This is a genomic window from Rhodococcus sp. 3258 (genome assembly GCF_031456475.1).
GTDB classification, from domain to species: Bacteria; Actinomycetota; Actinomycetes; order Mycobacteriales; family Mycobacteriaceae; genus Rhodococcoides; species Rhodococcoides fascians.
Map to the genome: position 1 here is coordinate 562,166 of NZ_JAVDUT010000001.1, position 22,633 is coordinate 584,798.

The 22,633-nt window shown below is 65.0% G+C and carries 21 protein-coding genes; 10 read left to right on the top strand and 11 right to left on the bottom strand.

Going from position 1 to position 22,633, the window contains the following annotated elements; translation table 11 throughout:
• Window positions 1-68 precede the first annotated feature (68 nt).
• Window positions 69-662 (top strand): aminoacyl-tRNA hydrolase, encoded by a 594-nt coding sequence (pth, locus tag J2X62_RS02505; protein ID WP_027496085.1) that lies wholly within the window; start codon window positions 69-71, stop codon window positions 660-662.
• On the opposite strand, the gene J2X62_RS02510 is transcribed toward pth, so the two are convergent.
• The gene (locus tag J2X62_RS02510) at window positions 663-2,297 is read right to left on the bottom strand and encodes a fatty acyl-AMP ligase (protein ID WP_027496084.1); all 1,635 of its coding nucleotides are present in this window, start codon (window positions 2,295-2,297) and stop codon (window positions 663-665) included. It abuts the gene before it with no gap.
• Between the two features lie 129 nt (window positions 2,298-2,426).
• On the opposite strand from J2X62_RS02510, the gene J2X62_RS02515 reads away from it, so the two are divergent.
• The 3 genes from J2X62_RS02515 (at window position 2,427) to J2X62_RS02525 (ending at window position 5,531) form a co-directional block, all read left to right on the top strand.
• Entirely contained in the window at window positions 2,427-4,109 is a 1,683-nt protein-coding gene (locus J2X62_RS02515) for a peptide chain release factor 3 (protein ID WP_032371213.1), read from the top strand.
• Between the two features lie 9 nt (window positions 4,110-4,118).
• Window positions 4,119-4,772 carry a nicotinamide mononucleotide transporter family protein gene (locus tag J2X62_RS02520; RefSeq protein WP_032364119.1) on the top strand — a complete coding sequence of 218 codons (654 nt, stop codon included), beginning with the start codon at window positions 4,119-4,121 and terminating at the stop codon, window positions 4,770-4,772.
• A 147-nt stretch (window positions 4,773-4,919) separates the two neighbouring features.
• Window positions 4,920-5,531, top strand: a complete 612-nt coding sequence (locus tag J2X62_RS02525) for a hypothetical protein (RefSeq protein ID WP_027496081.1) — start codon at window positions 4,920-4,922, stop codon at window positions 5,529-5,531.
• An 11-nt stretch (window positions 5,532-5,542) separates the two neighbouring features.
• Here J2X62_RS02525 and J2X62_RS02530 read toward each other — a convergent pair whose 3' ends face one another.
• From J2X62_RS02530 to J2X62_RS02545, 4 genes are all read right to left on the bottom strand, one after another.
• Entirely contained in the window at window positions 5,543-6,541 is a 999-nt protein-coding gene (locus J2X62_RS02530; protein ID WP_310177137.1) for an enoyl-CoA hydratase/isomerase family protein, read from the bottom strand.
• Window positions 6,542-6,586: 45 nt separating this feature from the next.
• Window positions 6,587-7,270: a DUF4166 domain-containing protein gene (locus J2X62_RS02535; RefSeq protein WP_027496079.1), complete on the bottom strand. Its 684-nt coding sequence runs from the start codon at window positions 7,268-7,270 to the stop codon at window positions 6,587-6,589.
• Window positions 7,271-7,376: 106 nt separating this feature from the next.
• Entirely contained in the window at window positions 7,377-9,173 is a 1,797-nt protein-coding gene (locus J2X62_RS02540; RefSeq protein ID WP_027496078.1) for an ABC-F family ATP-binding cassette domain-containing protein, read from the bottom strand.
• Entirely contained in the window at window positions 9,173-10,108 is a 936-nt protein-coding gene (locus tag J2X62_RS02545; protein ID WP_032364121.1) for a 4-(cytidine 5'-diphospho)-2-C-methyl-D-erythritol kinase, read from the bottom strand. The genes J2X62_RS02540 and J2X62_RS02545 overlap by 1 nt, the downstream gene beginning before the upstream one ends.
• Window positions 10,109-10,290: 182 nt before the next feature.
• On the opposite strand from J2X62_RS02545, the gene J2X62_RS02550 reads away from it, so the two are divergent.
• Together J2X62_RS02550 and J2X62_RS02555 are read left to right on the top strand one after the other, a co-directional pair.
• Window positions 10,291-11,280: a YafY family protein gene (locus J2X62_RS02550; RefSeq protein ID WP_027496076.1), complete on the top strand. Its 990-nt coding sequence runs from the start codon at window positions 10,291-10,293 to the stop codon at window positions 11,278-11,280.
• A 12-nt stretch (window positions 11,281-11,292) separates the two neighbouring features.
• A complete protein-coding gene (locus tag J2X62_RS02555) occupies window positions 11,293-12,108 on the top strand; it encodes a DNA/RNA non-specific endonuclease (RefSeq protein WP_222067352.1) in 816 nt (271 codons plus the stop codon).
• Window positions 12,109-12,118: 10 nt separating this feature from the next.
• Here the strand turns inward: J2X62_RS02555 and rsmA are convergent, their stop codons facing one another.
• From rsmA to J2X62_RS02570, 3 genes are all read right to left on the bottom strand, one after another.
• Window positions 12,119-12,994, bottom strand: a complete 876-nt coding sequence (rsmA, locus tag J2X62_RS02560) for a 16S rRNA (adenine(1518)-N(6)/adenine(1519)-N(6))-dimethyltransferase RsmA (protein ID WP_032364124.1) — start codon at window positions 12,992-12,994, stop codon at window positions 12,119-12,121.
• A 28-nt stretch (window positions 12,995-13,022) separates the two neighbouring features.
• A complete protein-coding gene (locus J2X62_RS02565; protein ID WP_027496073.1) occupies window positions 13,023-14,150 on the bottom strand; it encodes a resuscitation-promoting factor in 1,128 nt (375 codons plus the stop codon).
• Window positions 14,151-14,252: 102 nt separating this feature from the next.
• On the bottom strand, window positions 14,253-15,080 hold the full coding sequence (locus J2X62_RS02570) for a TatD family hydrolase (RefSeq protein WP_032373031.1): 828 nt from the start codon (window positions 15,078-15,080) through the stop codon (window positions 14,253-14,255).
• A gap of 21 nt (window positions 15,081-15,101) precedes the next feature.
• Here J2X62_RS02570 and metG point away from each other — a divergent pair, with 21 nt between their 5' ends.
• On the top strand, window positions 15,102-16,652 hold the full coding sequence (gene metG, locus J2X62_RS02575) for a methionine--tRNA ligase (RefSeq protein WP_032364126.1): 1,551 nt from the start codon (window positions 15,102-15,104) through the stop codon (window positions 16,650-16,652).
• 52 nt (window positions 16,653-16,704) lie between these two features.
• Here metG and J2X62_RS02580 read toward each other — a convergent pair whose 3' ends face one another.
• Window positions 16,705-18,084 carry a wax ester/triacylglycerol synthase family O-acyltransferase gene (locus J2X62_RS02580; protein WP_201009723.1) on the bottom strand — a complete coding sequence of 460 codons (1,380 nt, stop codon included), beginning with the start codon at window positions 18,082-18,084 and terminating at the stop codon, window positions 16,705-16,707.
• Window positions 18,085-18,271: 187 nt separating this feature from the next.
• Here J2X62_RS02580 and J2X62_RS02585 point away from each other — a divergent pair, with 187 nt between their 5' ends.
• Both J2X62_RS02585 and J2X62_RS02590 read left to right on the top strand, forming a co-directional pair.
• Window positions 18,272-19,276: an alpha/beta hydrolase gene (locus J2X62_RS02585; RefSeq protein WP_201009724.1), complete on the top strand. Its 1,005-nt coding sequence runs from the start codon at window positions 18,272-18,274 to the stop codon at window positions 19,274-19,276.
• A gap of 14 nt (window positions 19,277-19,290) precedes the next feature.
• The gene (locus tag J2X62_RS02590) at window positions 19,291-19,719 is read left to right on the top strand and encodes an SRPBCC family protein (protein WP_027496068.1); all 429 of its coding nucleotides are present in this window, start codon (window positions 19,291-19,293) and stop codon (window positions 19,717-19,719) included.
• A gap of 3 nt (window positions 19,720-19,722) precedes the next feature.
• Here the strand turns inward: J2X62_RS02590 and rsmI are convergent, their stop codons facing one another.
• Window positions 19,723-20,547 (bottom strand): 16S rRNA (cytidine(1402)-2'-O)-methyltransferase, encoded by an 825-nt coding sequence (gene rsmI / locus J2X62_RS02595; RefSeq protein ID WP_027496067.1) that lies wholly within the window; start codon window positions 20,545-20,547, stop codon window positions 19,723-19,725.
• Window positions 20,548-20,654: 107 nt separating this feature from the next.
• Here rsmI and J2X62_RS02600 point away from each other — a divergent pair, with 107 nt between their 5' ends.
• On the top strand, window positions 20,655-22,166 hold the full coding sequence (locus J2X62_RS02600) for a dolichyl-phosphate-mannose--protein mannosyltransferase (protein WP_027496066.1): 1,512 nt from the start codon (window positions 20,655-20,657) through the stop codon (window positions 22,164-22,166).
• A 24-nt stretch (window positions 22,167-22,190) separates the two neighbouring features.
• Here the strand turns inward: J2X62_RS02600 and J2X62_RS02605 are convergent, their stop codons facing one another.
• The gene (locus J2X62_RS02605; RefSeq protein WP_027496065.1) at window positions 22,191-22,613 is read right to left on the bottom strand and encodes a DoxX family protein; all 423 of its coding nucleotides are present in this window, start codon (window positions 22,611-22,613) and stop codon (window positions 22,191-22,193) included.
• Window positions 22,614-22,633: the final 20 nt, after the last annotated feature.

Genomic DNA, 22,633 nt, shown 5'->3' on the forward strand with positions numbered 1-22,633 from the left:
ATCTCGAGCGGCGCGCTGTTCTCCTTCGGGAGACGGCGCGCCGTTCGTTTCGAACCATCGATGGAAGAATGACGCCCGTGAGCACCGAAAACGGCCCCGCCCTGATAGTCGGGCTCGGCAACCCCGGTCCGCAGTACGACAAGACTCGGCACAACGTGGGCTTCATGGTCGCCGACGCACTCGCCGGGCGCGTCGGCTCGTCGTTCTCCTCGCACAAGAAGTCCAATTCCGACATCGTGCAGGCCCGGCTCGACGGCCGTTCGGTCGTCGTCGCGAAGCCGCGAACGTTCATGAACCTCTCGGGCCAGCCGGTGGCGGCACTGGCTCGGTTCTTCTCCGTCGACCCCGCGAACATCGTGGTGGTGCACGACGAACTGGACATCGACTTCGGCGCACTGCGACTCAAGCTCGGCGGCGGTGAGGGCGGGCACAACGGTCTGCGCTCGATTTCTCAGCACCTCGGCACCAAGGACTACCTGCGGGTCCGCGTGGGCGTCGGACGGCCGCCGGGACGGATGGACCCGGCGTCGTTCGTGCTCAAGCCCTTCTCGACGCCCGAACGCAAGGACCTCGGCGTCGTGATCGAAGAAGCCGCCGACGCCGCCGAGCTACTGCTGAAGGTCGGTCTCGAGGCCGCCCAGAATCGGGTGCACCCGCGCTGATCAGTTCAGCAGCGACACCGAATTGGCCCGTCGCAGTTTGCCGCTCGACGTCTTCGGGATGCTGCCCGGCCCCAGGACTGCCACCGTGCGCGGGCGCACTCCTACCTCCGAATGCACCGCGTGGATCACTTCACGCTCGATGCGCTTGACCTCGTCGGGGTTGTCGATATCGTTCGTTTCGACTGCAACAGCGAAGCTTTCGCGTTTGTCGCCGGCGTCGAGGCGGATCGCGACGGCGTTACCGGGCCGAACTCCCGCGACGGTGCCCGCGGCTCGTTCGATGTCGGTGGGATAGATGTTGCGGCCGCCCATGATGATGACGTCCTTGACCCGGCCGCAGACGACCACCAGTTCGTCCTCGGTGATGTAGCCGACGTCGCCGGTATCGAGCCAGCCGTCGGCGTCCTGTGTCGGCACGGGGCCGTCGACGGTGATGTATCCGGGCGTGACGGCCTTGCCGCGGACCTCGATGATGCCGACACCGCGCGCGGTGAGCACCTGCCCTTCCTTGTCCACGACGCGGCCCTCGAGCCCGGGAACGAACTTTCCGAGAGTGGCCAGAGATCGGGTGTTGCCGCGGGTGGACGGGACTGCGCGGCCGAGCGTTTCGAGTAGATCCGCGTCGACGACGTCGATCACCTGCCCTTGACCGGGGTCCGGAATCGACACGGCGAGAGTCGTTTCCGCCATTCCGTACACGGGCGCGAGGGCCGCAGGATCGAGTTTGTACGGCGCACCCGCTTCTGCCAATGCGATCATCGTGTCGGGGTCGACGGGTTCGGCACCGTTCCACGCGTAACGCAGCGTGGACAGATCCAGATCCAGATCGTCCTCCGCCTGACGCAGCCGACGCGCCAACAGTGAATACGCGAAATTGGGTGCAGCAGTGACTGTTCCGCGGTACTTGTCGATGAGCTTGGCCCACAACAGCGGCGAGCGCAGGAAGTCCAACGGCGTGATGCTCACGACCTCGGCACCCACCTGCATCGGTACCGACAGGAAGCCCACCATGCCCATGTCGTGGAAGAGCGGCAACCAACTGACCATGACGTCGGAATTCACGTCGAACTCGATGCGATCGATCATCGCGTACGCATTGACGTAGAAGTTCTCGTGCGTGATGCGCACGGCCTTGGGCGACCCGGTGGAGCCGGACGTGAGCTGCTGCAGCGCGATGTCGGTCTCGGCCGTCGGCACCGGATCGATGTCGCGACCGGACTTCATGTCGTCGATCTTCAGCACGGTGATGCCGCGCTCGACGAGCACCGGTGCGGCGATGTCGAACGGAGCTCCCAGAATCACCGCCTTCGCGTCGATCATCCGGACGACGGTTTCGGTGTCCTCACCCCAGACGGCCAGATCGGTCCGCGGGGTGGGCTGATGCAACATCGTCACCGACGCTCCGCGCATCCACGTGGCCTGGCAGGCAGGCGCGATGTCGACGGGCTGGCCGGCGAGAATACCGATCGCGTCGCCGTGTTCGACCCCCGCGTCGGCCAACGCGCCCGCCATCCGGCGAGCCTGCTCGTGGATCTCACCCCACGACTGGCGCAACGCCGCCTCGGGCTCCCCGGTGACCAAACCACGTTTGCTGCTGCTTGCGGTCTCGAACATCTCGTCGGTGAACTTGCTCAACGCGTCATCTCCTCGTTCGACGGTCCTTCCGCGTCCCTCACCCTAAGCAATCCCGCGATGACCGGTGACCGTTACCGGCCGCGTATCCTTGACCTTTGCCGTTGCCGTGACTACGAGATAGAGGCCTTCGTGAGTACCCCGCCCAGTTCCCCCGACGTCGATGCAGCACTCGACGAGTCAGGACCGAACTCCGGCCCCGCTCGACACTCGGCCAGGGAACTCGATTTCGAGGTGGCGAGGCGTCGAACATTCGCGGTGATCTCGCACCCCGATGCCGGTAAGTCGACGCTCACCGAGGCCCTCGCCCTGCACGCGCGCGTCATCTCCGAGGCCGGTGCCATTCACGGCAAGGCCGGCCGTCGCTCCACCGTCTCGGACTGGATGGAGATGGAGAAGGCGCGCGGCATTTCGGTGAGTTCGACTGCGCTGCAGTTCAATTACCAGACCTCCCCCGACGCCGAGGTCACCAACGTGATCAACCTCGTCGACACCCCCGGCCACGCCGATTTCTCCGAGGACACCTACCGCGTCCTGACGGCGGTCGACGCGGCCGTCATGCTCATCGACGCCGCGAAGGGCCTCGAGCCGCAGACCCTCAAGCTGTTCCAGGTGTGCCGCCAGTTCGGCATCCCGGTCATCACCGTCATCAACAAGTGGGACCGCCCGGGTCAGTCCCCGCTCGAACTGCTCGACGAGATCGAGTCACGCATCGGCCTGACGCCGACGCCTCTGTATTGGCCCGTCGGCATCGCGGGTGACTTCCGTGGCCTGCTCGATGTGCAGGACGGCAGTTACATCCGCTTCACCCGAACTGCGGGCGGTGCCACGATCGCGCCCGAGGAGTTCATGACGGCCGAGGCCGCCGCGCAGCGCGAGGGCGTCGACTGGGACACCGCCGTCGAGGAGAGCGATCTGCTGATCTCGAGCGGCCAGCAACACGACCAGGAGATGTTCCTCGCCGGACAGACGTCGCCGGTGATCTTCGGCTCGGCGATGCTGAACTTCGGCGTGCGCCAGATCCTCGACACCCTGGTGGCGCTGGCCCCCGCACCCGGCCCCCGGGCCGACGTCTCCGACGGGGTGCGCGCGGTGACCGATCCCTTCAGCGCCGTCGTGTTCAAGGTACAGGCCGGCATGGACACCGCACACCGAGACCGCCTGGCCTTCATGCGCGTGGTCTCGGGTGTGTTCGAGCGGGGCATGGTCGTCACGCACGCACAGACCAAGAAGCCGTTCACCACCAAGTACGCGCTCACCGTCTTCGGCCGTGACCGGACAACGGTCGAGAACGCCTACCCCGGCGACATCGTCGGTCTGGTCAACGCCACCGCGCTCGCGCCAGGCCACACGCTCTACACCGACAAGAAGGTCGAGTTCCCACCGATCCCGTCGTTCGCACCCGAGCACTTCTCGGCACTGCGCGTCGACAGCGCCGACAAGTACAAGAAGTTCCGCCGAGCCGTCGAACAACTCGACTCCGAGGGCGTGGTTCAGGTGCTGCGCAACGACATTCGCGGCGACGCCTCCCCGGTTCTCGCGGCCGTCGGCCCGATGCAGTTCGAGGTGGTCACCGCACGAATGAAGACCGAATTCGGCGTCGACGCTCGGATGGAACCGTTGGGTTACTCACTTGCTCGGCGCACCGACGCGGCGTCGGCCGTCGAATTGGGCCGCCAGCGCGGCGTCGAGATCTTCACCCGGACCGACGGTGCCCTACTGGCTCTCGTCAGCGACAAATGGCGACTGCAGTACATCCAGAAGGAGATGCCCGAGCTGACCCTCGAGCCCCTCGTCGCCGCAGGCGATCAGTAACCTGTCGCGGTGCTGACAGATCTGCTCGACGCCGAATTCAGCGTGCTGGGCCACCCGGTGCTGTGGCGCGAGGTGATCGGGAACGGCTTCGGACTGCTCTCCGCGGTCGGCGGGATGCGTCGAGTCGTGTGGGCGTGGCCGGTGGGAATCATCGGAAATGCGCTGCTGTTCACCGTCTTCATGGGCGGGGTTTTTCACACTCCGCAGGCGTTGGATCTCTACGGACAAGCCGGACGGCAGCTGATGTTCATTGCCGTCAGCGCCTACGGGCTGGCCCGGTGGATGCGCGGCTCGAAGAACTCGGGGGCCGCCGTCGTTCCGCGCTGGGGCACTGCCCGTGAGCGACTGGTGATGATCACTGTCGCAGTCGTCGGAACGATCGTGTTCGCGCAGCTGTTCGGGTACCTCGGTTCGTTCGGCAAGTGGGCCGATGCGTGGATCTTCACCGGCTCGATGCTGGCGACGTTCGGCATGGCCCGCGGGCTCACCGAATTCTGGCTCATCTGGATCGCGGTGGACATCGTGGGCGTCCCGCTGCTGGTGATCGCCGGTTTTTACCCGTCCGCTGTCCTCTACTTGGTATACGCCGGGTTTGTGACCTGGGGTTTCGTGGTGTGGTTCAGGATCCAGAACAAGCCTTTGGACCAAAAAATGGCGATCTAAACAATCGTGATGCTACTCTCAGGCTGTCCGAACAAACTTCGAGTACGTTTTGGCGTGCTCGACGCCGAGTTGGGCGTCATGTGAGTTCTCCGATCATGGCGTCTCGGCGCGGAACCACCCGAGAATCACGATGAAGTGGAAAACGACATGACTAAGGGAACGAACTACCCATTGGCCGGGATCAAGGTCGGTGGCGCTCCCGCGCATCGTTTGGCGACGCCGCCGAAGTCCGATTCCACTCCGTCCAACGGTGCCCGCACCGACAGCTCGGTAGCTGCACCCGCCGAGAAGGCGGCCGAAACCACCACCGATTTCCCGGCGGCAGTGGTCACGTCCACCGACACGGCATCCGCTCCACAGCCCGCAGCATCAGAGAAGCCCGCCACGGAATCGAACGAGGTTGAAGTGACCACCAGCGATCAGATCTCAGAACACGGCCTGCCCACCAACGGCCGTTCCACCGCTCACGCCTCCAGCGGCAGCACGTCGCCGTCTCTCGGCCGCGGCCAGGCACCCGACCGTCGTACCGCCATGGGCGTCGCCTCGGTTCGTATCGCGGGTCGGCTGACCCAGAACGAACTCGGCAGCCGCACCGGCGACATCCGCACTCCCGACACCTCCGTCGGCCCCGACGAGCTGCTTCAGCTCCTCGGCGAATACCTCGTCTCCGGTGGTCTGCAGAACCCGGAGATCCACGTGCGTTCCAACGGCCAGACCATCGTGCTGGACCTGCAGAACCCCGCCAAGGGTTACCGCTGACCCACTGACGGTCACAGCAGCTGCTGGAAGGCCTCTGGTCGCACCATCTCGAGCACCAGAGGCTTCCACTGCGGCGCGCGGTCCTTGTCGACCAGCACTGCGCGCACACCCTCGGCGAAGTCCGGTTCCGTGATGATCCATGTCGCCAGCCGCAACTCGCGATCGAGGCACTCCCGCAACGTACTGTCCGCAGCCCGCTCGATCAGGGCATCGGTGGCCATCAAGGACGTCGGCGACAGCGTTGCCAACTGAGTCTTGGTCGAGCGAGACCACGCGGTATCGCACTCCAAAGCATCGATGATGTCGACGAGCGACGTCTTCTCGAACACCGTGGCCACCGCTTTCGCGTCGAACGACAATTCCGTCGTCGGCGGCGGGGTCGTGTGTCGATCGAGCGCTGCACCGAGATCGGTGCCACCGAGAATGTCGTCCTTCAGCGCCTGAACGGATTCGCTGGGACAGAAGTGTGTCGCCAATCCCAGTGTCACTGCGTCGGATCCGGTGATCCGGGTGCCTGTCAGTGCCAAGTAGCGTCCGATGTGATCGGGCAACCGGGACAGAAAGTAGCTCGAGCCCACATCGGGAACAAATCCGATCGCCGTCTCCGGCATCGCCAGAAGAGCGTTCTCTGTCACGATCCGCACGCTGCCGTGCACCGAGATTCCCAGCCCTCCCCCGAACGCCGCGGCCTCGATGACCGCCACATACGGCTTGGGGTACGTCGCAATGATCTCGTCGAGGTCGTACTCGGCAGAGAAGTAGCGCGGCCCGGCTTCTCGGTCGCCGTCGATCACGGCCTGCCTGATGGCCTTGATGTCTCCGCCGGCGCAGAACGCGCGCGGTGAACTGCTCGTCACCAGAACCGAACCGACGGTGTAGTCGTCCCGCCACGCATCGAGTGCCGCACGAATGCCGTGGATCATGGCCTCGTTCAACGAGTTCAGGGCCTCCGGCCGGTTCAGGACGATATGCCCGACACCACCGACTACCTCGGCTTCGACTACGGCCACTGCGGACTCCCTTTCACCTGCTTCGATCGACGCGTAACAGTAGCGCTATTCGCGTGATTCGATCGAGCGCGGCCGCGCGTCGGACGGTATGTCGGCGGGACGGCACTCGCGCTCCTCGGCGGTGAACCACCCGCGATACAGGAACAACTGGCCGAGCATCGGGCTCTTGACTTCGATCTCGATGCGGTGCCGTTCCTCTGCCGCGTCCCACCATTCCCGGCCGATCGTGACCGCAGAGGCCACCTTCGGCAACTTCGGCGCAATGGGACCGAGCAGAAACCGCGGCACCTCGCTCTCGAGCACCAACCCGCCGTCGGAGTCGACCGCACACGTGGTGTGCACCACCATGTCCGACGAGAACCCCAGGTAGTCGAGCGCATATGCGTCGGATTCTGCCGACGACACCATCACCGAATTCATCCCCTGCGGACGCGCAGCGAACGCGAAGCGACGCACGAAAGACATTGTCTCACGGCCCAATTCGTCGACGTATGCATAGTTGGCGATGGTGAAGGGCACATCCTTGCCCACGCCAGCAGGAAACAGGCCTCGCTTACGACCGGCCCACAGCAGCGGCGGAGGAACGAGACGAGAATGAGTCATCTCCTCCATCACACCGACCCCGAACTGAGCCCGATGATCCGAGGACTGCAAACCGAAACGCCATTGGACCTTGGGATGCAGACGAGCGAAATCCGAACCCATCACTTCTGCGACGACCGATGCCATGACCACAGTATGCGCTGCGCGCATGTGCATGAAACTTCGTAGCAGGTTACGAGTTACCACTCACATGGCGCAGGCTCTACTCAACCACTCACATGGGCGAAGCCCTCTACTCCAACTCGGCGGCCAATTCCATCCAGCGTTCCTCGGCGACGTCCTTGTCGGCGAGAACCTGCTTGAGTTCGGTGTCGAGGGCCACGAGCTTGTCCGGCGCAGTGGCAGCCTCGGCGAGTTCGGCGTGCAGTTCGGTCTCCCGCTTGGACAGGCGAATGACGAGCTTCTCGAGCTTGCTGAGTTCCTTACGGGCAGCGCGCTCCGAAGCCGCGTCACGGGTTGCCTTCCGCGGCACCCCGCCGGTGGTCAACGAGTCCGGCGTCGCGTCGGCGGCGAGGACGGCCCGCCTGCGCAGGTAATCCTCGATGCCGCCGGGCAGGTTGGTGAGCTTGCCGTCACCGAACAGTGCCCACGTCGAGTCACAGATGCGCTCGATCAGGTACCGGTCGTGACTGATGACGACGAGCGTGCCCGCCCAGCCGTCCAGGATGTCCTCGAGCTGCTGCAGGGTGTCGATGTCCAGGTCGTTGGTCGGCTCGTCGAGCAACAGCACGTTCGGCTCGGCCATCAGGACTCGCGTCAACTGCAGGCGGCGTCGTTCGCCACCGGACAGGTCTCCGACGGGCGTGCGCTGGCGAGCTGGAGTGAAGCCCAGCCTTTCCGCGAGCTGCCCGGCGGAAATCTCCTTGTCGCCCAACGTGATCCGCTCGGCCACCTCCTTGACCGCGTCGAGGACACGCAGCTTCTTGGGTAGGTCGTCCAATTCCTGCTTCAGCCACCCGATCTTGACGGTCTGGCCCTGGATGCGCTTGCCCGCAGCGGGCTGCAGTTCACCGGCGAGCGTACGCAGCATCGTCGTCTTACCCGAGCCGTTGACGCCGACGAGACCGACGCGCTCGCCGGGAGCCAGACGCCACGTGAAGTCCTTGACCAGCTCACGGCCGTCGGGAGTTTCCAGGCGCGCGTCCTCGAGTTCGATGACGACCTTGCCCAGACGGCGCTGTGCAAAGGAGGACAGCGCGACGGAGTCACGAGGCGGCGGTACGTCGGCAATCAATGCCTCGGCGGCCTCGATGCGGTATTTGGGCTTGGACGTTCGCGCGGGAGCACCGCGGCGCAGCCATGCGAGTTCCTTGCGGGCGAGGTTGCGACGCCGCTCCTCGGATGCGTCGGCCTGACGGGAGCGCTCTGCACGCGCGAAGACCCAATCGTTGTAGCCACCCTCGTAGGTTTCGATGCCACCCCCGACGACCTCCCACGTCTGATTGGCGACGGTGTCGAGGAACCACCGATCGTGCGTGACGACCAGTAGCGCGCTCCGACGGCTCACCAGGTGCGCGGCCAGCCACTGCACGCCCTCGACGTCGAGGTGGTTGGTGGGCTCGTCGAGCACCAAGAGATCCAGATCCTGAACGAGGGCTGCTGCCAACGCGACTCGTCGGCGCTCGCCACCGGAGAGGTTGTCGATCGGCGCGTCCAGTCCGGAGCTACCGGCCGGACCCAGATCGGCAATACCGATGCCGGTCAGGATGTTTCGTACCCGCGAATCGCCGGCCCACTCGTGCTCGGCCATCCCGAGCGGATCGAGTACCACCTGACCGACCGTCGACCCGGGCGGCAACACACCACGCTGAGTGACGACGGCCATCCGTAGTCCGTTGACGCGGCTGACGCGTCCCGAATCGGGGGGTTCGATGCCGGCGAGAACCTCGAGGGTGGTGGTCTTGCCACCGCCGTTGAGGCCGACCATGCCGATGCGTTCGCCCTCCTGCACACCGAGGGAGACGCCGTCGAGCAGAGGCTTGACGCCGAAGGACTTACTGACGTTTTCGAGATTGACGAGATTGACCATCAGGAAAAACCATTCGATTCACTAGTGACCACACGAGCACCGGGAACCGGTCCACTCGCAACACGGACGGTGCGGCACACGCCTGCACCGGACAATTCAGCGCTCACCGACACCGCCGCATCGGCGTCGGCGCACAGGAACGCGCAGGTGGGGCCCGAGCCGGACACGATGCCGGCCAACGCACCCGCGGTGACACCCGCTCTCAGTGTGCGACGCAACTGCGGCATCAGCGAGACCGCAGCGGCTTGCAGATCGTTGCCCAACAGCGGGGCGAGGGCCCGCGCATCACCCGACGCAAGGGCATGCATCAGATCCTCGGTGCCGCCGAGCCTGGGCGGATCGCCCTTGGCCCGCAACTGATCGAGCTCGCCGTACACGGCAGGGGTCTGCAGACCACCCTTCGCCAACGCCAGAACCCAATGAAAGTTGTTACGCGAGAGCACCGGAAGCAACTTCTCACCGCGGCCGGTGCCGACGGCAGTCCCGCCGTGCAACGAGAACGGCACATCGCTACCGAGCTCGGCCGCCACCTCGTCGAGCTCGTCACGCGAGAGCTCCAGATGCCACATCGCGTTGAGCGCAACCAACGTCGCGGCAGCATCGGCACTACCGCCCGCCATGCCGCCGGCGACCGGAATGCCCTTGTCGATGGTGATCTCCACCGACGGCTCGCGCCCGACCCGACGGCCCAACAACTCGGCGGCCTTCCAGACCAGGTTCCGCGCATCCGTCGGAACGACCTTCGCGTCGTCGCCGCGCACCCGAACCGACAACGCCTTCGCCGGAACGACCGACAACTCATCGGAGAGAGACAGCGCCTGGAACACCGTCGTCAACTCGTGAAAGCCGTCGGGACGCAGGTCACCGACCGAAAGATGCAGATTCACCTTCGACGGGGCCCGAACGACAACGGGCGTGGGAACGACAGACAGCACGTTTAACCACAGTAGTGGAGAAACAGGGGCCGGGTTCACCATCGGACCGCTCACCTGGGGGTACTCAATGTCACGTTGAGTGGACTTTTCGGGGGTCAATGTCACGTTGAGTGGACTTCGGTGGCGGGGTCGGGTCGGTAAAGAGGACCGAAGTTGTCCGCATTCGGTGGCATTGTGTGGACATGAAGGAAACCTCGGCCCGGCTGTTGCGGCTGTTGTCGCTTCTGCAGACCCGGCGCGATTGGGCGGGTGCAGAGCTGGCGGAACGGCTCGACGTGACGCCTCGCACGCTGCGGCGCGATGTCGACAAGTTGCGCGACATCGGCTACCCGGTCAATGCGACGCCGGGTGTCGGCGGCGGCTATCAGTTGGGGCCGGGTGCCGAGATGCCCCCGCTATTGCTCGACGACGACGAGGCGTTGGCGGTGGCGTTCGGCCTGCAGTCGGCGGCCGGTGGGTCGGTGGCGGGGATCGGCGAGGCGTCGTTGCGTGCGTTGACGAAGCTCCGGCAGGTGATGCCGTCGCGCATCCGGCATCGGCTCGACGCCCTCCGGATCGACGTGGTGGAGCACACGCCGCGGTCTGCGGTGGATGCGGCGGTGTTGTCGACGGTGGCTGCGGTGTGCCATGGGCACGAGCGACTGAGATTCGACTACCGCAAGCACGACGGTTCGGAGTCTCGGCGCGAGGTGGAGCCCTACAGCTTGGTTCGGGCGGGAGCGCGGTGGTATCTGCTGGGTTGGGATGTGCTGCGCCAGGATTGGCGATCGTATCGGGTGGATCGGCTCACTCCGAAGATTCCCACCGGCCCGCGGTTCACCCCGCGAGAGTTGCCTGCAGGCGGGGCGGCGGCGTTCGTCTCGAAGGGAATCGACCGCGCGTTCACCCAGGTTCAGGCGCGCATTCGCTTGCATGCGCCGATCGAGACGATCGCCCCGATGATCGACGAGCACTGGGGCACAATCGAATCCATCGACGACACCTCGTGTGCGGTGGTGCTCTCGGGAGACTCACTGCCGTCGATCGCCCGCTGGCTGGCGGCCTTCGACACCGACTTCACCGTGCTCGACCCGCCGGAACTGAAAGAGGAATGCCGCGTGGTCGCCGCGCGTCACGCGGCCCTCGAACGGCGATACCTCGCCGCGGTTCACCCTCCGGTAACCGACGCGTGAGTCAATGGGTCCATGACGACCCCACTCGGTTTCGACCCGACCTTCCTGGCCGACATCGACGTTCCGCTGCCGGATCGAGCAGGCCTGGTGGTTCTTCCGTACACGCATTTCTCGGTGTCCATGGATCCTGCCCGACGCCTCGCCGCGGTCACCGGCGTGAACATCGACGGCTCGAGCCTGAAAGACGTGGAGCGAGGCGATGATTGGCGTCTGGACGAGCGGCTCCCGGCGTCGCAGCAGGCGGGGAACGAGTTGTACTCGAACAACGACCTCGACCGTGGGCATCTCGTTCGCCGACGAGATCCGGTGTGGGGCGAGCTGTCGGTCGCGACGCGCGCCAATGCGGATACCTTCCACTACACGGTGTGCGCTCCGCAGACGGCCACTCTGAACCAATCGAAAACTCTGTGGCTGGGGCTCGAAGATTACGTACTGGGCCATGCCGAGCAGTACGGGCAACGACTCTCGGTGTTCAGTGGCTGCATCTTCGCCGACGACGATCCGATCTACCGAGGCATTGCCATACCGCGTCGCTTCTTCAAGATTGCCGCGTGGTCCCAGGATTCGGCACCGGCGTGTACCGGATACGTGCTCGATCAGTCGCCGTCACTCGACCCGATTCTCGACAAACCGCTTCGGGTCGAGACCGATCCCCCACCGCTCGGCCCGTACCGCACGTATCAGGTTCCGGTAGCAGACATCGCGTCGGCGACCGGCTTGGAGCTGGGAATTCTCACCGAGGCCGACCGGTACGCACCTGTTGCAGCGGCACGCGCCGAGGCGTCGAAGTGGACCGAACTGACGCGACTGTCGGACATTCACCTGTAAGAACGAGACGTCAGGCCTCGGTAGCCGCCAGACGAACGAACGCTGCCGCGTCGATCGTTTCCCCGCGGGCCGTGGGATCGATTCCGGCCTCGCGAAGTCTGCGCTCCGCGGCGACGGGTGAACCGGCCCACCCCGCGAGGGCTGCTCGTAAAGTCTTGCGGCGCTGGGCGAATGCGGCGTCGATGACGGCGAATACCGACTTCCGGTGTGCAGTGTCGGTCGGCCACGGCGGCTCGGCGTATCGATCGATGCGCACCAGCCCCGATTCCACTTTGGGAACCGGCCAGAACACCGAACGGCCTACTGCCCCGGCCCGTTTGACGTCACCGAAGAATCGGGCCTTGACGCTGGGAATGCCGTAGATCTTGCTTCCCGGTACCGCGGCGAGGCGATCGGCAACCTCGGCCTGGACCATCACCACGGCCACCCGCAGGCTGGGTAGCTCCGAAAACAGGTGAATGAGCACAGGCACCGCGACGTTGTACGGCAGGTTCGCCACCAATGCCGTCGGGTGTCCGGGAATGTCCTCGGCCCGTACGCGCAACGCGTCGGCTTCGATGACCGTCAACCGTTCGGCGAGGGTGGGGGCGCGGTCGGCCACCGTGATGGGCAGCCGGGTCGCGAGCTTGGGGTCGATCTCGACCGCGACAACGGCGTCGGCCACATCGAGCAGAGCGAGAGTCAACGATCCGAGACCGGGACCGACTTCGAGGACGGTGTCCTGAGGTCCGACACCGGCGGAGGCGACGATGCGTCGCACGGTGTTGGCGTCGTGCACGAAGTTCTGGCCGAGTTGTTTGGTGGGACGCACGTCGAGCTCGGCAGCGAGAGAGCGGACTTCGGCAGGACCGAGCAGAGCCGCAGCTCCCCTCACATGTTCGGACACGGTGCGAACTCTACGGGCGGGCAGGTGATCAGCGGTAACCCAGACGTGAGGTGCATGCCGGCCATGCGCCCCAGCCCTGCGACTTCTGCGTCACCGATGCGATGGCGATCTGTTCTTCGCGGGTGGCGAGGTCGGCGCGCGGTGCGTATTTCAGGCCGCCCTGGCGTTCCCAGGTGTTCTGGTCGAATTGCACGCCGCCATAGAAACCGTTGCCGGTGTTGATGGCCCAGTTGCCGGTTGCCTCGCATTGAGCAAGCGCGTCCCAGATCGCACCGTTCTCCACGGGTGGGACCTCGGTGCCGGGCTTGGCTCCGACTCGAACGGTCTTCGGCTGCGCCGGCACCTTGACCACTTCGTCGATCTTCTCGCGCCCGGCCTCGACCCCGTTGACCATGTTGATCTTCCAGGTGATGTCGGAGACGCCGGGAGCGCCGGGGTTCTCGACGACGGTCTTGCTCATGTTCATCGTCGGATCTTCGATGCGCTGTTCCGGGGCATCGGTGTCGGTGGTCTCGGTCTTGGTGACGGTCCGGTCGCGCGTGACGACGATCTCGGCACCGTCGGTGACGGCGGCATCCGGATCCGGCGACACGGTGTCGGCCTCTTCCAACGGCTTGCCCGCTGCTTCGAGGAATTCGCGCACGGTCGGAGCGGCGAGCGTCACCGGCGTTGCCGGACTGCCTCCGTCGACCAGCGAGACCTGCTTGGGCAGGGCCACGTCCAGTTCGGTGCCGTCGAGGGGCAACCGCTCGGAACGAGACGCCGACACGTGGACGTCCTCGGCGAGGCCCGTCTGCTGCAGAGCTTCCTCGACGGTCAACGCGGTGGTCCAGATCTCCTCCGGCTTGCCGTCGACGTTCAGGGTGATCTCGCGAGCGCGGCGCAGCACGACGGTGTCGCCGTCACTCAGCCCGGAGTCGGGCGCGGGAACGACCAGGTCCTTGTCCGACGGCGTGTAGCCGGCATCGACGAGAGCGCTGTTGACGTCGGTCTTCATCGTGCTCAGCGAAATCATGTCGCCGTCGACGTCGATGGTCACGGTTTTGTGACGGCTCACCGCCATCACGCCCCCGGCGACCAGCGTCATCAACAGGGCCGCGATGACCAGGTAGAGCGTGGTCGAACGAGCGGAGTTGAGGCGTCTGATAGTCGACAAGTTTCGTATTCCTGGCGGTTGCAAGCGTGACTTCGGGGTCGAAACGCCCGAGTTCGGTCACGGTACGGTAACGAATTAGTACCTCCGCCGCAACCCAAGGAGCTAGAGCCCGTACACCCGCTCGGCATTCGCCGTGGCATGCGCCGCCAGTTCGGCCGGGTCCTGGCCACGAACCTCGGCCAGTGCCCGGGCGGTGTACGGCAGGCAGTACGGCTCGTTGGGTGCACCGCGAAACGGATGCGGCGTGAGAAACGGAGCATCCGTTTCCACCAGCACCAACTCGTCGGGCACCAGCACTGCGGCCTCACGCAGCGCATGCGCGTTCTTGAAACTGACCGTCCCCGAGAAGCTGAGAACGTAACCGGCGTCGACGCAGGCCTTGGCGGTCTCGGGCCCGCCGGAGAAGCAGTGGAAGATCACCGTCTCCGGAGCGCCCTCGGCGACCAGGACCGCGAGCAGATCCTCGTCGGCCTCGCGGTTGTGAATCATCAGCGGCTTCCCGAGACGCTTGGCGAGATCGATGTGCCAGCGGAATCCCTCGTGCTGCTCCGGGACCGTCGCACAGTCGTCGAGCTTGCCGGGCCAGTAGTAGTCCAGACCCGTTTCGCCGATGGCGACCACACGCGGATCGGCCGCGAGTCGTTCGATCTCGGCCTTCGCTGCGTCGTCGAGCACGTTCGCGCGGGTGGGATGGATCGCGACCGCCGCCCACACCCGTGGATCCCAGGATGCAGCGTCGACGGCGAAGCGCGCAGCGTCGAGGTCGTCGGCGATCGTGACCACCCGGGTGACCCCCACCGACTCGGCGCGATCGACGATCGCGGCCACGCTCGCGGCATCGGTCGCTCCGCAGGCATCGAGGTGGGTGTGGGCGTCGACGAGGGTGCCGACGGCATCGGGCAGCGGTGGCGCGGGACGTTCTCTACTCACGCTGGATAGAGTAGGCGCACCATGACTGCGCCAGCTGATGCCTCACGGCCACCCTTCTACGTCACCACGGCAATCGCGTACCCCAACGGAGCACCTCACATCGGGCACGCGTACGAATACATCGCCACCGACACGATCGCGCGCTTCAAGCGCCTCGATGGCTACGACGTGCGTTTTCTGACGGGAACCGACGAGCACGGCCTCAAGATGCAGCAGACCGCGCAGAACGAGGGCATCGACGTCCGCGAGCTCGCGGCGCGCAATTCCGACGCCTTCCAGGCGGCGCACGATCTGCTGCAGAGCTCGTACGGCCGCTTCATCCGCACCACCGATGCCGACCACCATGCCGCCAGCCAGGAACTGTGGCGACGGATGGAGGCGAACGGCGACATCTACCTCGACTCCTACTCCGGCTGGTACTCGGTCCGCGACGAGGCGTTCTACACCGAGGCCGAGACGACCCTGACCGAGGACGGCTCCCGCGTCGCGACCGAGACGAACACGCCCGTCGAATGGACCGAGGAGTCGTCGTACTTCTTCCGGCTCTCGCAGTACCAGGACAAACTGCTCGAGATGTACGACGCGTCGCCCGATTTCATCGCGCCGAACACGCGCCGCAACGAGATCGTGAACTTCGTCAAGGGCGGTCTGCGCGACCTGTCGATCTCCCGGACCACATTCGACTGGGGTGTGCCGGTACCCGGCGATCCCGCGCACGTCATGTACGTGTGGGTCGACGCGTTGACCAACTACCTCACCGGTGCAGGTTTCCCCGAGACCGACTCGGAGGCGTACCGGAAGTTCTGGCCCGCCGATCTGCACGTCATCGGCAAGGACATCACGAGGTTCCACACCGTCTACTGGCCGGCGTTCCTGATGTCCGCAGGCATCGAGCTACCCAAGCGGGTGTTCGTGCACGGGTTCTTGAATGTCAAGGGCGAGAAGATGTCCAAGTCTCTGGGCAACGTGCTGACCCCCGACTCGTTGGTGGAGAACTACGGCCTCGATCCGGTGCGCTTCTTCTTCCTCCGCGAGGTCTCGTTCGGGCAGGACGGCAGCTACAGCCACGAGGCGATCGTCGCCCGCGTCAATGCCGACCTGTCCAACGAACTGGGCAACCTCGCGCAGCGTTCGCTGACGATGGTGGCGAAGAACCTCGAAGGACAGCTCCCGACGCCGGGCGACTTCACCGCCGAGGACGAGGCGATGCTGGCCCGCGCGGACGCGCTGCTGGAGATCTGCCGCCGCGAATTCGACGTGCAGGCAATCCATTCCGCACTCGAAGCGATCTGGTCGGTACTCGGTGAGACCAACCGCTACTTCTCGCTGCAGCAGCCTTGGGTGCTGCGCAAGACCGACCCCGATCGCATGGCCACCGTGCTGTACGTGACGATCGAGGTGTTGCGCATCGTGAGCATCCTGGCCCAGCCCGTCATGCCCGATTCCGCGTCGCGCATTCTCGACCTGCTCGGGGCTTCGAACCGCGAATTCGCCGACATCGCAACACGTTCGGTTCCCGGCACCGCTCTCCCTGCCCCGACGCCGGTGTTCCCCAAGTACGAGGAGAAGTAAGCCCATGTGAGTGGAACTTCGTAGCCCACTACGCGGTTCCACTCACGTGGGGCTACGCCGCCTTTTCGAGTTCCTCCAGCGTGTTCTCCAGATGCGTGAGCATTCGCTGCAGGTGCGGCACACTGCGTCGGCACCCGATGAGCCCGAAGTTCAGCGAATCGCCGTTGCTGGCGACGGTGATGTTCAGCGCCTGTCCGTCGCACACGATGGACGCCGGGTAGATGCCATCGAGTTTCGCGCCGTTCCAGTAGAGGTCTTCTTTGGAACCCGGCACGTTGGAGATGATCACGTTGAACGGCGGTGGGGTGTAGTCGACGAATCCCGGCACCGGCCCGAACAACAACGGGGCCATGGTGATTGCACCGACGGCAAGCGCTTCGAGGGTGTTGAGCTCCCCCATCATCTGCTTACCCCGAACAGTGGACTCCTTGATGCGTTCGAGGCGAAGCAGTGGATCGGATTCGTCGGTCCCCAGGTTGCACAGAATGGTCGTCACGGAGTTACCGGCGTCCTTGCTGTCACCCTCCTTGCGCAGCGAGACCGGCACCATGGCGATCAGTGGCTCCTCGGGGAGCGCGTTCTGATCGATGAGGTAGGCACGCAACGCTCCGGCGCACATCGCGAGCACCATGTCGTTCAGCGTTGCATCGAGAGCGGTACCGACCTTACGAATTCGCTCGATCGACCAGCTCTCCGCCGCGAAGCGTCGAGCGCCACCGATGGGCACGTTGAACATCGTCCGCGGTGCCTGCAGCGGTAGTTGTGCGCCCTGTTTCTTCAACGCGCGCAATCCGATTCGCGCGGAGGCAGGCGCGAAATCCACCAGGTCGCCGGCAATCTTGCGTCCCACCGAAAGCCCGCTACCCAGTTGCGCCAGCCGCCCGGGCTGCTCGGCGACGGCCTGATTCTTGCGCTTGCGGAACAGCGACGGGTCCCAGGTGGCCACCCCGTTGCGGTCTTCCGGATCACCGGTGAGCGTGCGCATCGACAGCTTCAGAGCGCTGACGCCGTCGACCAGCGAGTGATGCATCTTGGTGTACAACGCAACTCGGCCGTCGGCCAGACCCTCCACGATGTGCAGTTCCCACATCGGCCGGTACCGATCGAGAGGGGAACTGTGATTGAGCGATAGGAACTGGAACAGCTCGCGGATGCGCCCCGGCGAGGGCAGGACGGCCCGTCGGACGTGGTACTCGAAGTCGACGTCCTGGTCGAATGCCCACGCCAGGTTTCCCATGATCTGCACGGGCCGGGCAGGCCGTTTGCGGAACAACTCGTGTACCTCACCAGTGGTGAACTTGCGATGCACCTCCTGCGCGAACTCGTGCGGATCCCCCGGTGGAATGAACAGTTGCAACCCGCCCACGTGCATCGGGTGCTCCCGTGACTCGGCGATCAGAAACATCGATTCGGTGATGGGCATGAGTGCCATGAGCTGTCCTTTTTCCATTTGTTTTATGTCACGGTACGGCACCGAATGTGACTCAGAACACGACCTTACGTGCGCTCACGAAATCCCACCCGCTATTGTCCGTTACCAGGGGTTCCAAACAGAACGGGGATCCGACGCACGGCGCACACGCGCCCTGCAACAGCCAACGGGGATGGAGGCGACGGCTATGAATCCGGCGCTCACCGTAGTGAAAACGTCCGACGCGGCAGCCACTGCGCGCCGCCGCGATATCCGCGGAGCAAGCCTGCAGTCGCAGATCCTGTCCAAATACCTGCAGTTCACCGTGCGCCCGTTCCTGACGGTGTGGGCGCAGGCACCGTCACTGCCGTGGCCGATGGGTTTGGTCGATTACGCGGGTCTGCTCGTCCCCCAGATCAGCGGCACCACCCGCAGTCGCGTCATGCTCTCCGAATGCGAGGCCGAATGGATTCGGGCCGAGGGCAGCGGAACCGATCGTGTCGTTCTGTACATGCACGGCGGCGCCTTCGTGTGCTGTGGACTGCGGACTCATCGGCGGATGACGTCACGCGTCTCCAAGAGCGTCGACGGCGCAGTCCTGTCGGTGAATTACCGCATGATGCCGCGTAACCCGATCGCACACGCCGTCGAGGACGGGGTCGACGCCTACCGCTTCCTCCTCGATTCCGGCTATCGCCCGGACCAGATCATCATGGGCGGGGATTCGGCGGGCGGATATCTCGCTTTCATGGTCACCTTGGCTCTGCGTACCGTCGGCCTTCCGGCACCTGCCGGCATCTTCACGATGTCGCCGCTGACCGACATGGATCCCACCGGCAAGCTCACCCACGAGAACGCGGACAAGTGTTCGGTGTTCCCATCCAATGCTGTTCCTGCGCTGACTGCGCTCGCCGATCGTGTCGACGCACGCATCGTCATCGAAGGTGAACGCGGCCCACGGGTCTCACCGGTCGACGGTGATCTCGCCGGCCTGCCGCCGGTGCTGATCCAGGTCGGATCGACCGAAATGGTCTATGCCGACGCCGAACTCATGGCGCAGCGCCTCGCCGTCGCCGGAGTCGACTGCGAACTCCAGGTCTTCGAGGATCAGGTGCACGTGTTCCAGGCAGCCGATTTCGTCCCCGAAGCCCGACGCGCACTACGCGCCATCGGCGAGTTCGCCCGCAACGTCAGCCCCCGTACAGAAAGCTGAGATACCTTCTCCCCATGGCAGTCACAGTGAACAAGTCCGTCGACATCGAGGCGGACGCAGCGACAATTCTCGACGTCCTCGCCGATGTCGAAGGCATCCCCTCGTGGTCTCCCGTGCACAAGAAGTGCGAGGTGGTCGACCGCTTCGACGACGGTCGGCCGAACCACGTCAAGATGAAGGTCTCGATCATCGGTATCAACGACGAGCAGTTGGTCCAGTACACCTGGAGCGAGAACGAGGTGTCGTGGAGCTTGGTGGAGAGCACCCAGCAGAAGGCCCAGGAAGGCCGATACACGTTGACGCCCAAGGGTAACGGGACGCACGTCGAATTCGAGCTGACCGTCGACCCGAAGGCTCCCCTGCCCGGCTTCCTCGTCAAGAAGGGCACCAAGACCATTCTCGAAGCAGCGACCGAAGGGCTACGCCAGCACGTGGTGGGCTGAGCGTCACTGATCCTTGCGGGCGGCGAGAACTGCTTCGTACACCTCGCGCTTGGACACGCCTGCGACGGCCACCTGAGCGCAGGCGTCCTTCAATCGCATGCCCGACGCCACGAGCGATTCCACCTCGGCCACGAGATCCTCGGGTTCCTCGGCGACGGCGACCGCTCCTTCGAGTACGACGGTGATCTCACCGCGGACTCCGTCACGTGCCCAGTCGAGCAGCTCCCCCAGTCCGCCGCGGCGGACCTCCTCGTAGGTCTTGGTGAGCTCTCGGCACACCGCAGCGCGGCGGTCTGGGCCGAGAACGTGCACCGCGTCCTCGAGACATGCGACGAGCCGATGCGGGGCCTCGAAGAAAACGATGGCACGCGGTTCGGCGAGCACCGACTGGAAATACGTGCGCCGCTGTCCCTGCTTGCGCGGGGCGAATCCGTCGAAGCAGAAGCGCTCCACCGGCAGCCCCGACAGTGCGAGGGCGGTCGTGACGGCCGACGGCCCGGGCAGGCAGGTCACCGGCAGGTCGGCGTCGACGCAGGCCGCGACCAACCGGTAGCCCGGATCGCTCACCGACGGCATGCCCGCGTCGGTCACCAGCAGTACGGTCTTTCCCTCGGCGACGGCCTCGACCAGCGCGGGTAGCCGCGCCGTTTCGACCTGGTCGTAGAAACTGACGACCCTGCCCCCGATCGTCACGCCGAGGGAGGACGCCAGTTGTTTGGTGCGTCGGGTGTCTTCGGCGGCCACGACATCGGCACTACCGAGGGCATCACGCAGGCGCTGCGAGGCATCTCCGACGTCGCCCATCGGGGTGGCAGCAAGGATGAGCATGTCTCCAGTGTCTCCCATGCGGTGCAGCGGCCTGCCGCCCACTCCGGAACACCGCCTACGATCGGTACGTGACCTTGCTGACCTCTGAGCGCTCCGGCGACCGGTCGATGGTCAGTCCCGGGCCCACCGTTGCCGCGCGCGACTGGTTCCACGACACCGACGTACGACGCGGCTGGATCGTCACCCTCGTCGTCACCGCCATCTGCGCGATCACGCGCTTCACGATGTTGCGGTACCCCACCGACGCCGGAACGCCGGTGTTCGACGAGAAGCACTACGCACCGCAGGGTTACCAGGTGCTCACCGGCGGCGGGCTCGAGGACAATCCGGCCTACGGCCTGGTGGTGCACCCGCCGGTCGGCAAACAGCTGATCGCCGTCGGCGAGGCGTTGTTCGGCTACAACGGTTGGGGATGGCGTTTTTCGTCCGCGGTCGCCGGAACACTGTTGGTACTGCTGGTGATTCGCATCGTCCGACGCCTCACCCACTCGACGCTCATCGGTGCGATCGCAGGGATTCTGCTCATCGTCGACGGCGTCACGTTCGTCAGCAGCCGCATCGGCATGCTGGACATCTTTCTGGCCCTGTTCGTCACCGCTGCTCTGGGTTGCCTGGTCGTCGACCGCGACGACGTGCGAAAGCGACTGTGGACGGTCCGAGCCGAGGGCCGCATGGACGTCAGCGATCTCGGCCCTCGAATGGGTGTGCGGTGGTGGCGTTTCGGGGCCGGCATCATGCTGGGTCTCGCATGTGGCACCAAGTGGTCGGGTCTGTATTTCATCGCGTTCTTCGGCTTGCTGAGCGTGGCGTTCGACCTGGCTGCTCGTCGCTCGTACGGGGTTCGCCGACCGTGGCGCGGAACTGCGGTGCGCGACATCGGACCCGCGCTGTACGCGCTGGTGATCGTTCCGATCGCCGTGTACCTGATGACGTACTGGGCGTGGTTCACCTCCGAGACCGGTGTCGACCGACACGAGGTGGGCAACGGAATCGGATTCGGCGGGCCGTTCTCCTTCGTTCCCGGTGCCCTGCGGTCGCTCTGGTACTACAGCGGCAGTGTGCTCGATTTCCATGAGGGACTGACCAATTCGGCAGGCAATCGGCACCCGTGGGAATCCAAGCCGTGGACGTGGCCGATGGGCCTACGCCCCATGCTGTACTACTTCGCCGACGGCGAGAGCGTCTCGGGGTGCTCGGCGTCGTCGTGCGTGAAGGCGATCATGCTGATCGGCACGCCCGCGATGTGGTGGTTGGCCTTGCCGATGCTCGCCTGGACGCTGTGGTCCGTTCTCGTACGACGAGATTGGCGCTACGCCACGGTTCTCGTCGGTTACGGTGCCGCACTGTTGCCCTGGTTCGCGACCCTCGACCGGCAGATGTACTACTTCTATGCGGTGGCGCTCGCGCCGTTCATGGTGATGGGCTTCGCGCTGGTACTGGGCGACATCATCGGAAAAGCGAGCGCCTCGGCCGAGAGACGCGGCACCGGACTGCTTCTGGTGTGCCTGTACATCGCGGTGGTGATCGCCAACTTCGTGTGGCTGTGGCCGATCCTCACCGCGATGCCGATCACCCCGCAGATGTGGCAGGAACAATTGTGGTTACCGAGTTGGCGCTGAGCGCCCCACTCGGCTCGCTACCGACTACTGCAGAATTGCGGTCTTGCCCTTGGTGATTCCGTCGATGCTGATGCGACCGGCACCGAACGCCGCGAGCATCAGTGCGCCGACGCCGAGAGCGACGACGAGCTCGTAGCCGTTTTCGGTGGCGAACACCCCGTTCTCGAAGTGGACGAGGAATGCAGCTCCCAACATATCGGCGAACAGCAGCAGACCGGCGATCGGAGTGAAGATGCCGAGAACCAATGCGCCGCCGCCGATGAGCTCGACGAACGTTGCGAAGTAGGCAGACGCCGTGGGTACCGGAATGTTCATCGCCTCGAAGCTGGCAGCAGTGCCGTCGAGGCCGAAGGTGTTGAGCTTCTGCCACCCGTGGGCGATGAAGACGACTCCCAGGCCGATACGGGCTACGAGGGCGACGGCGTCACGGACGAGTGTTGAGTTCATTGATAGGCATCCTTCTGGCG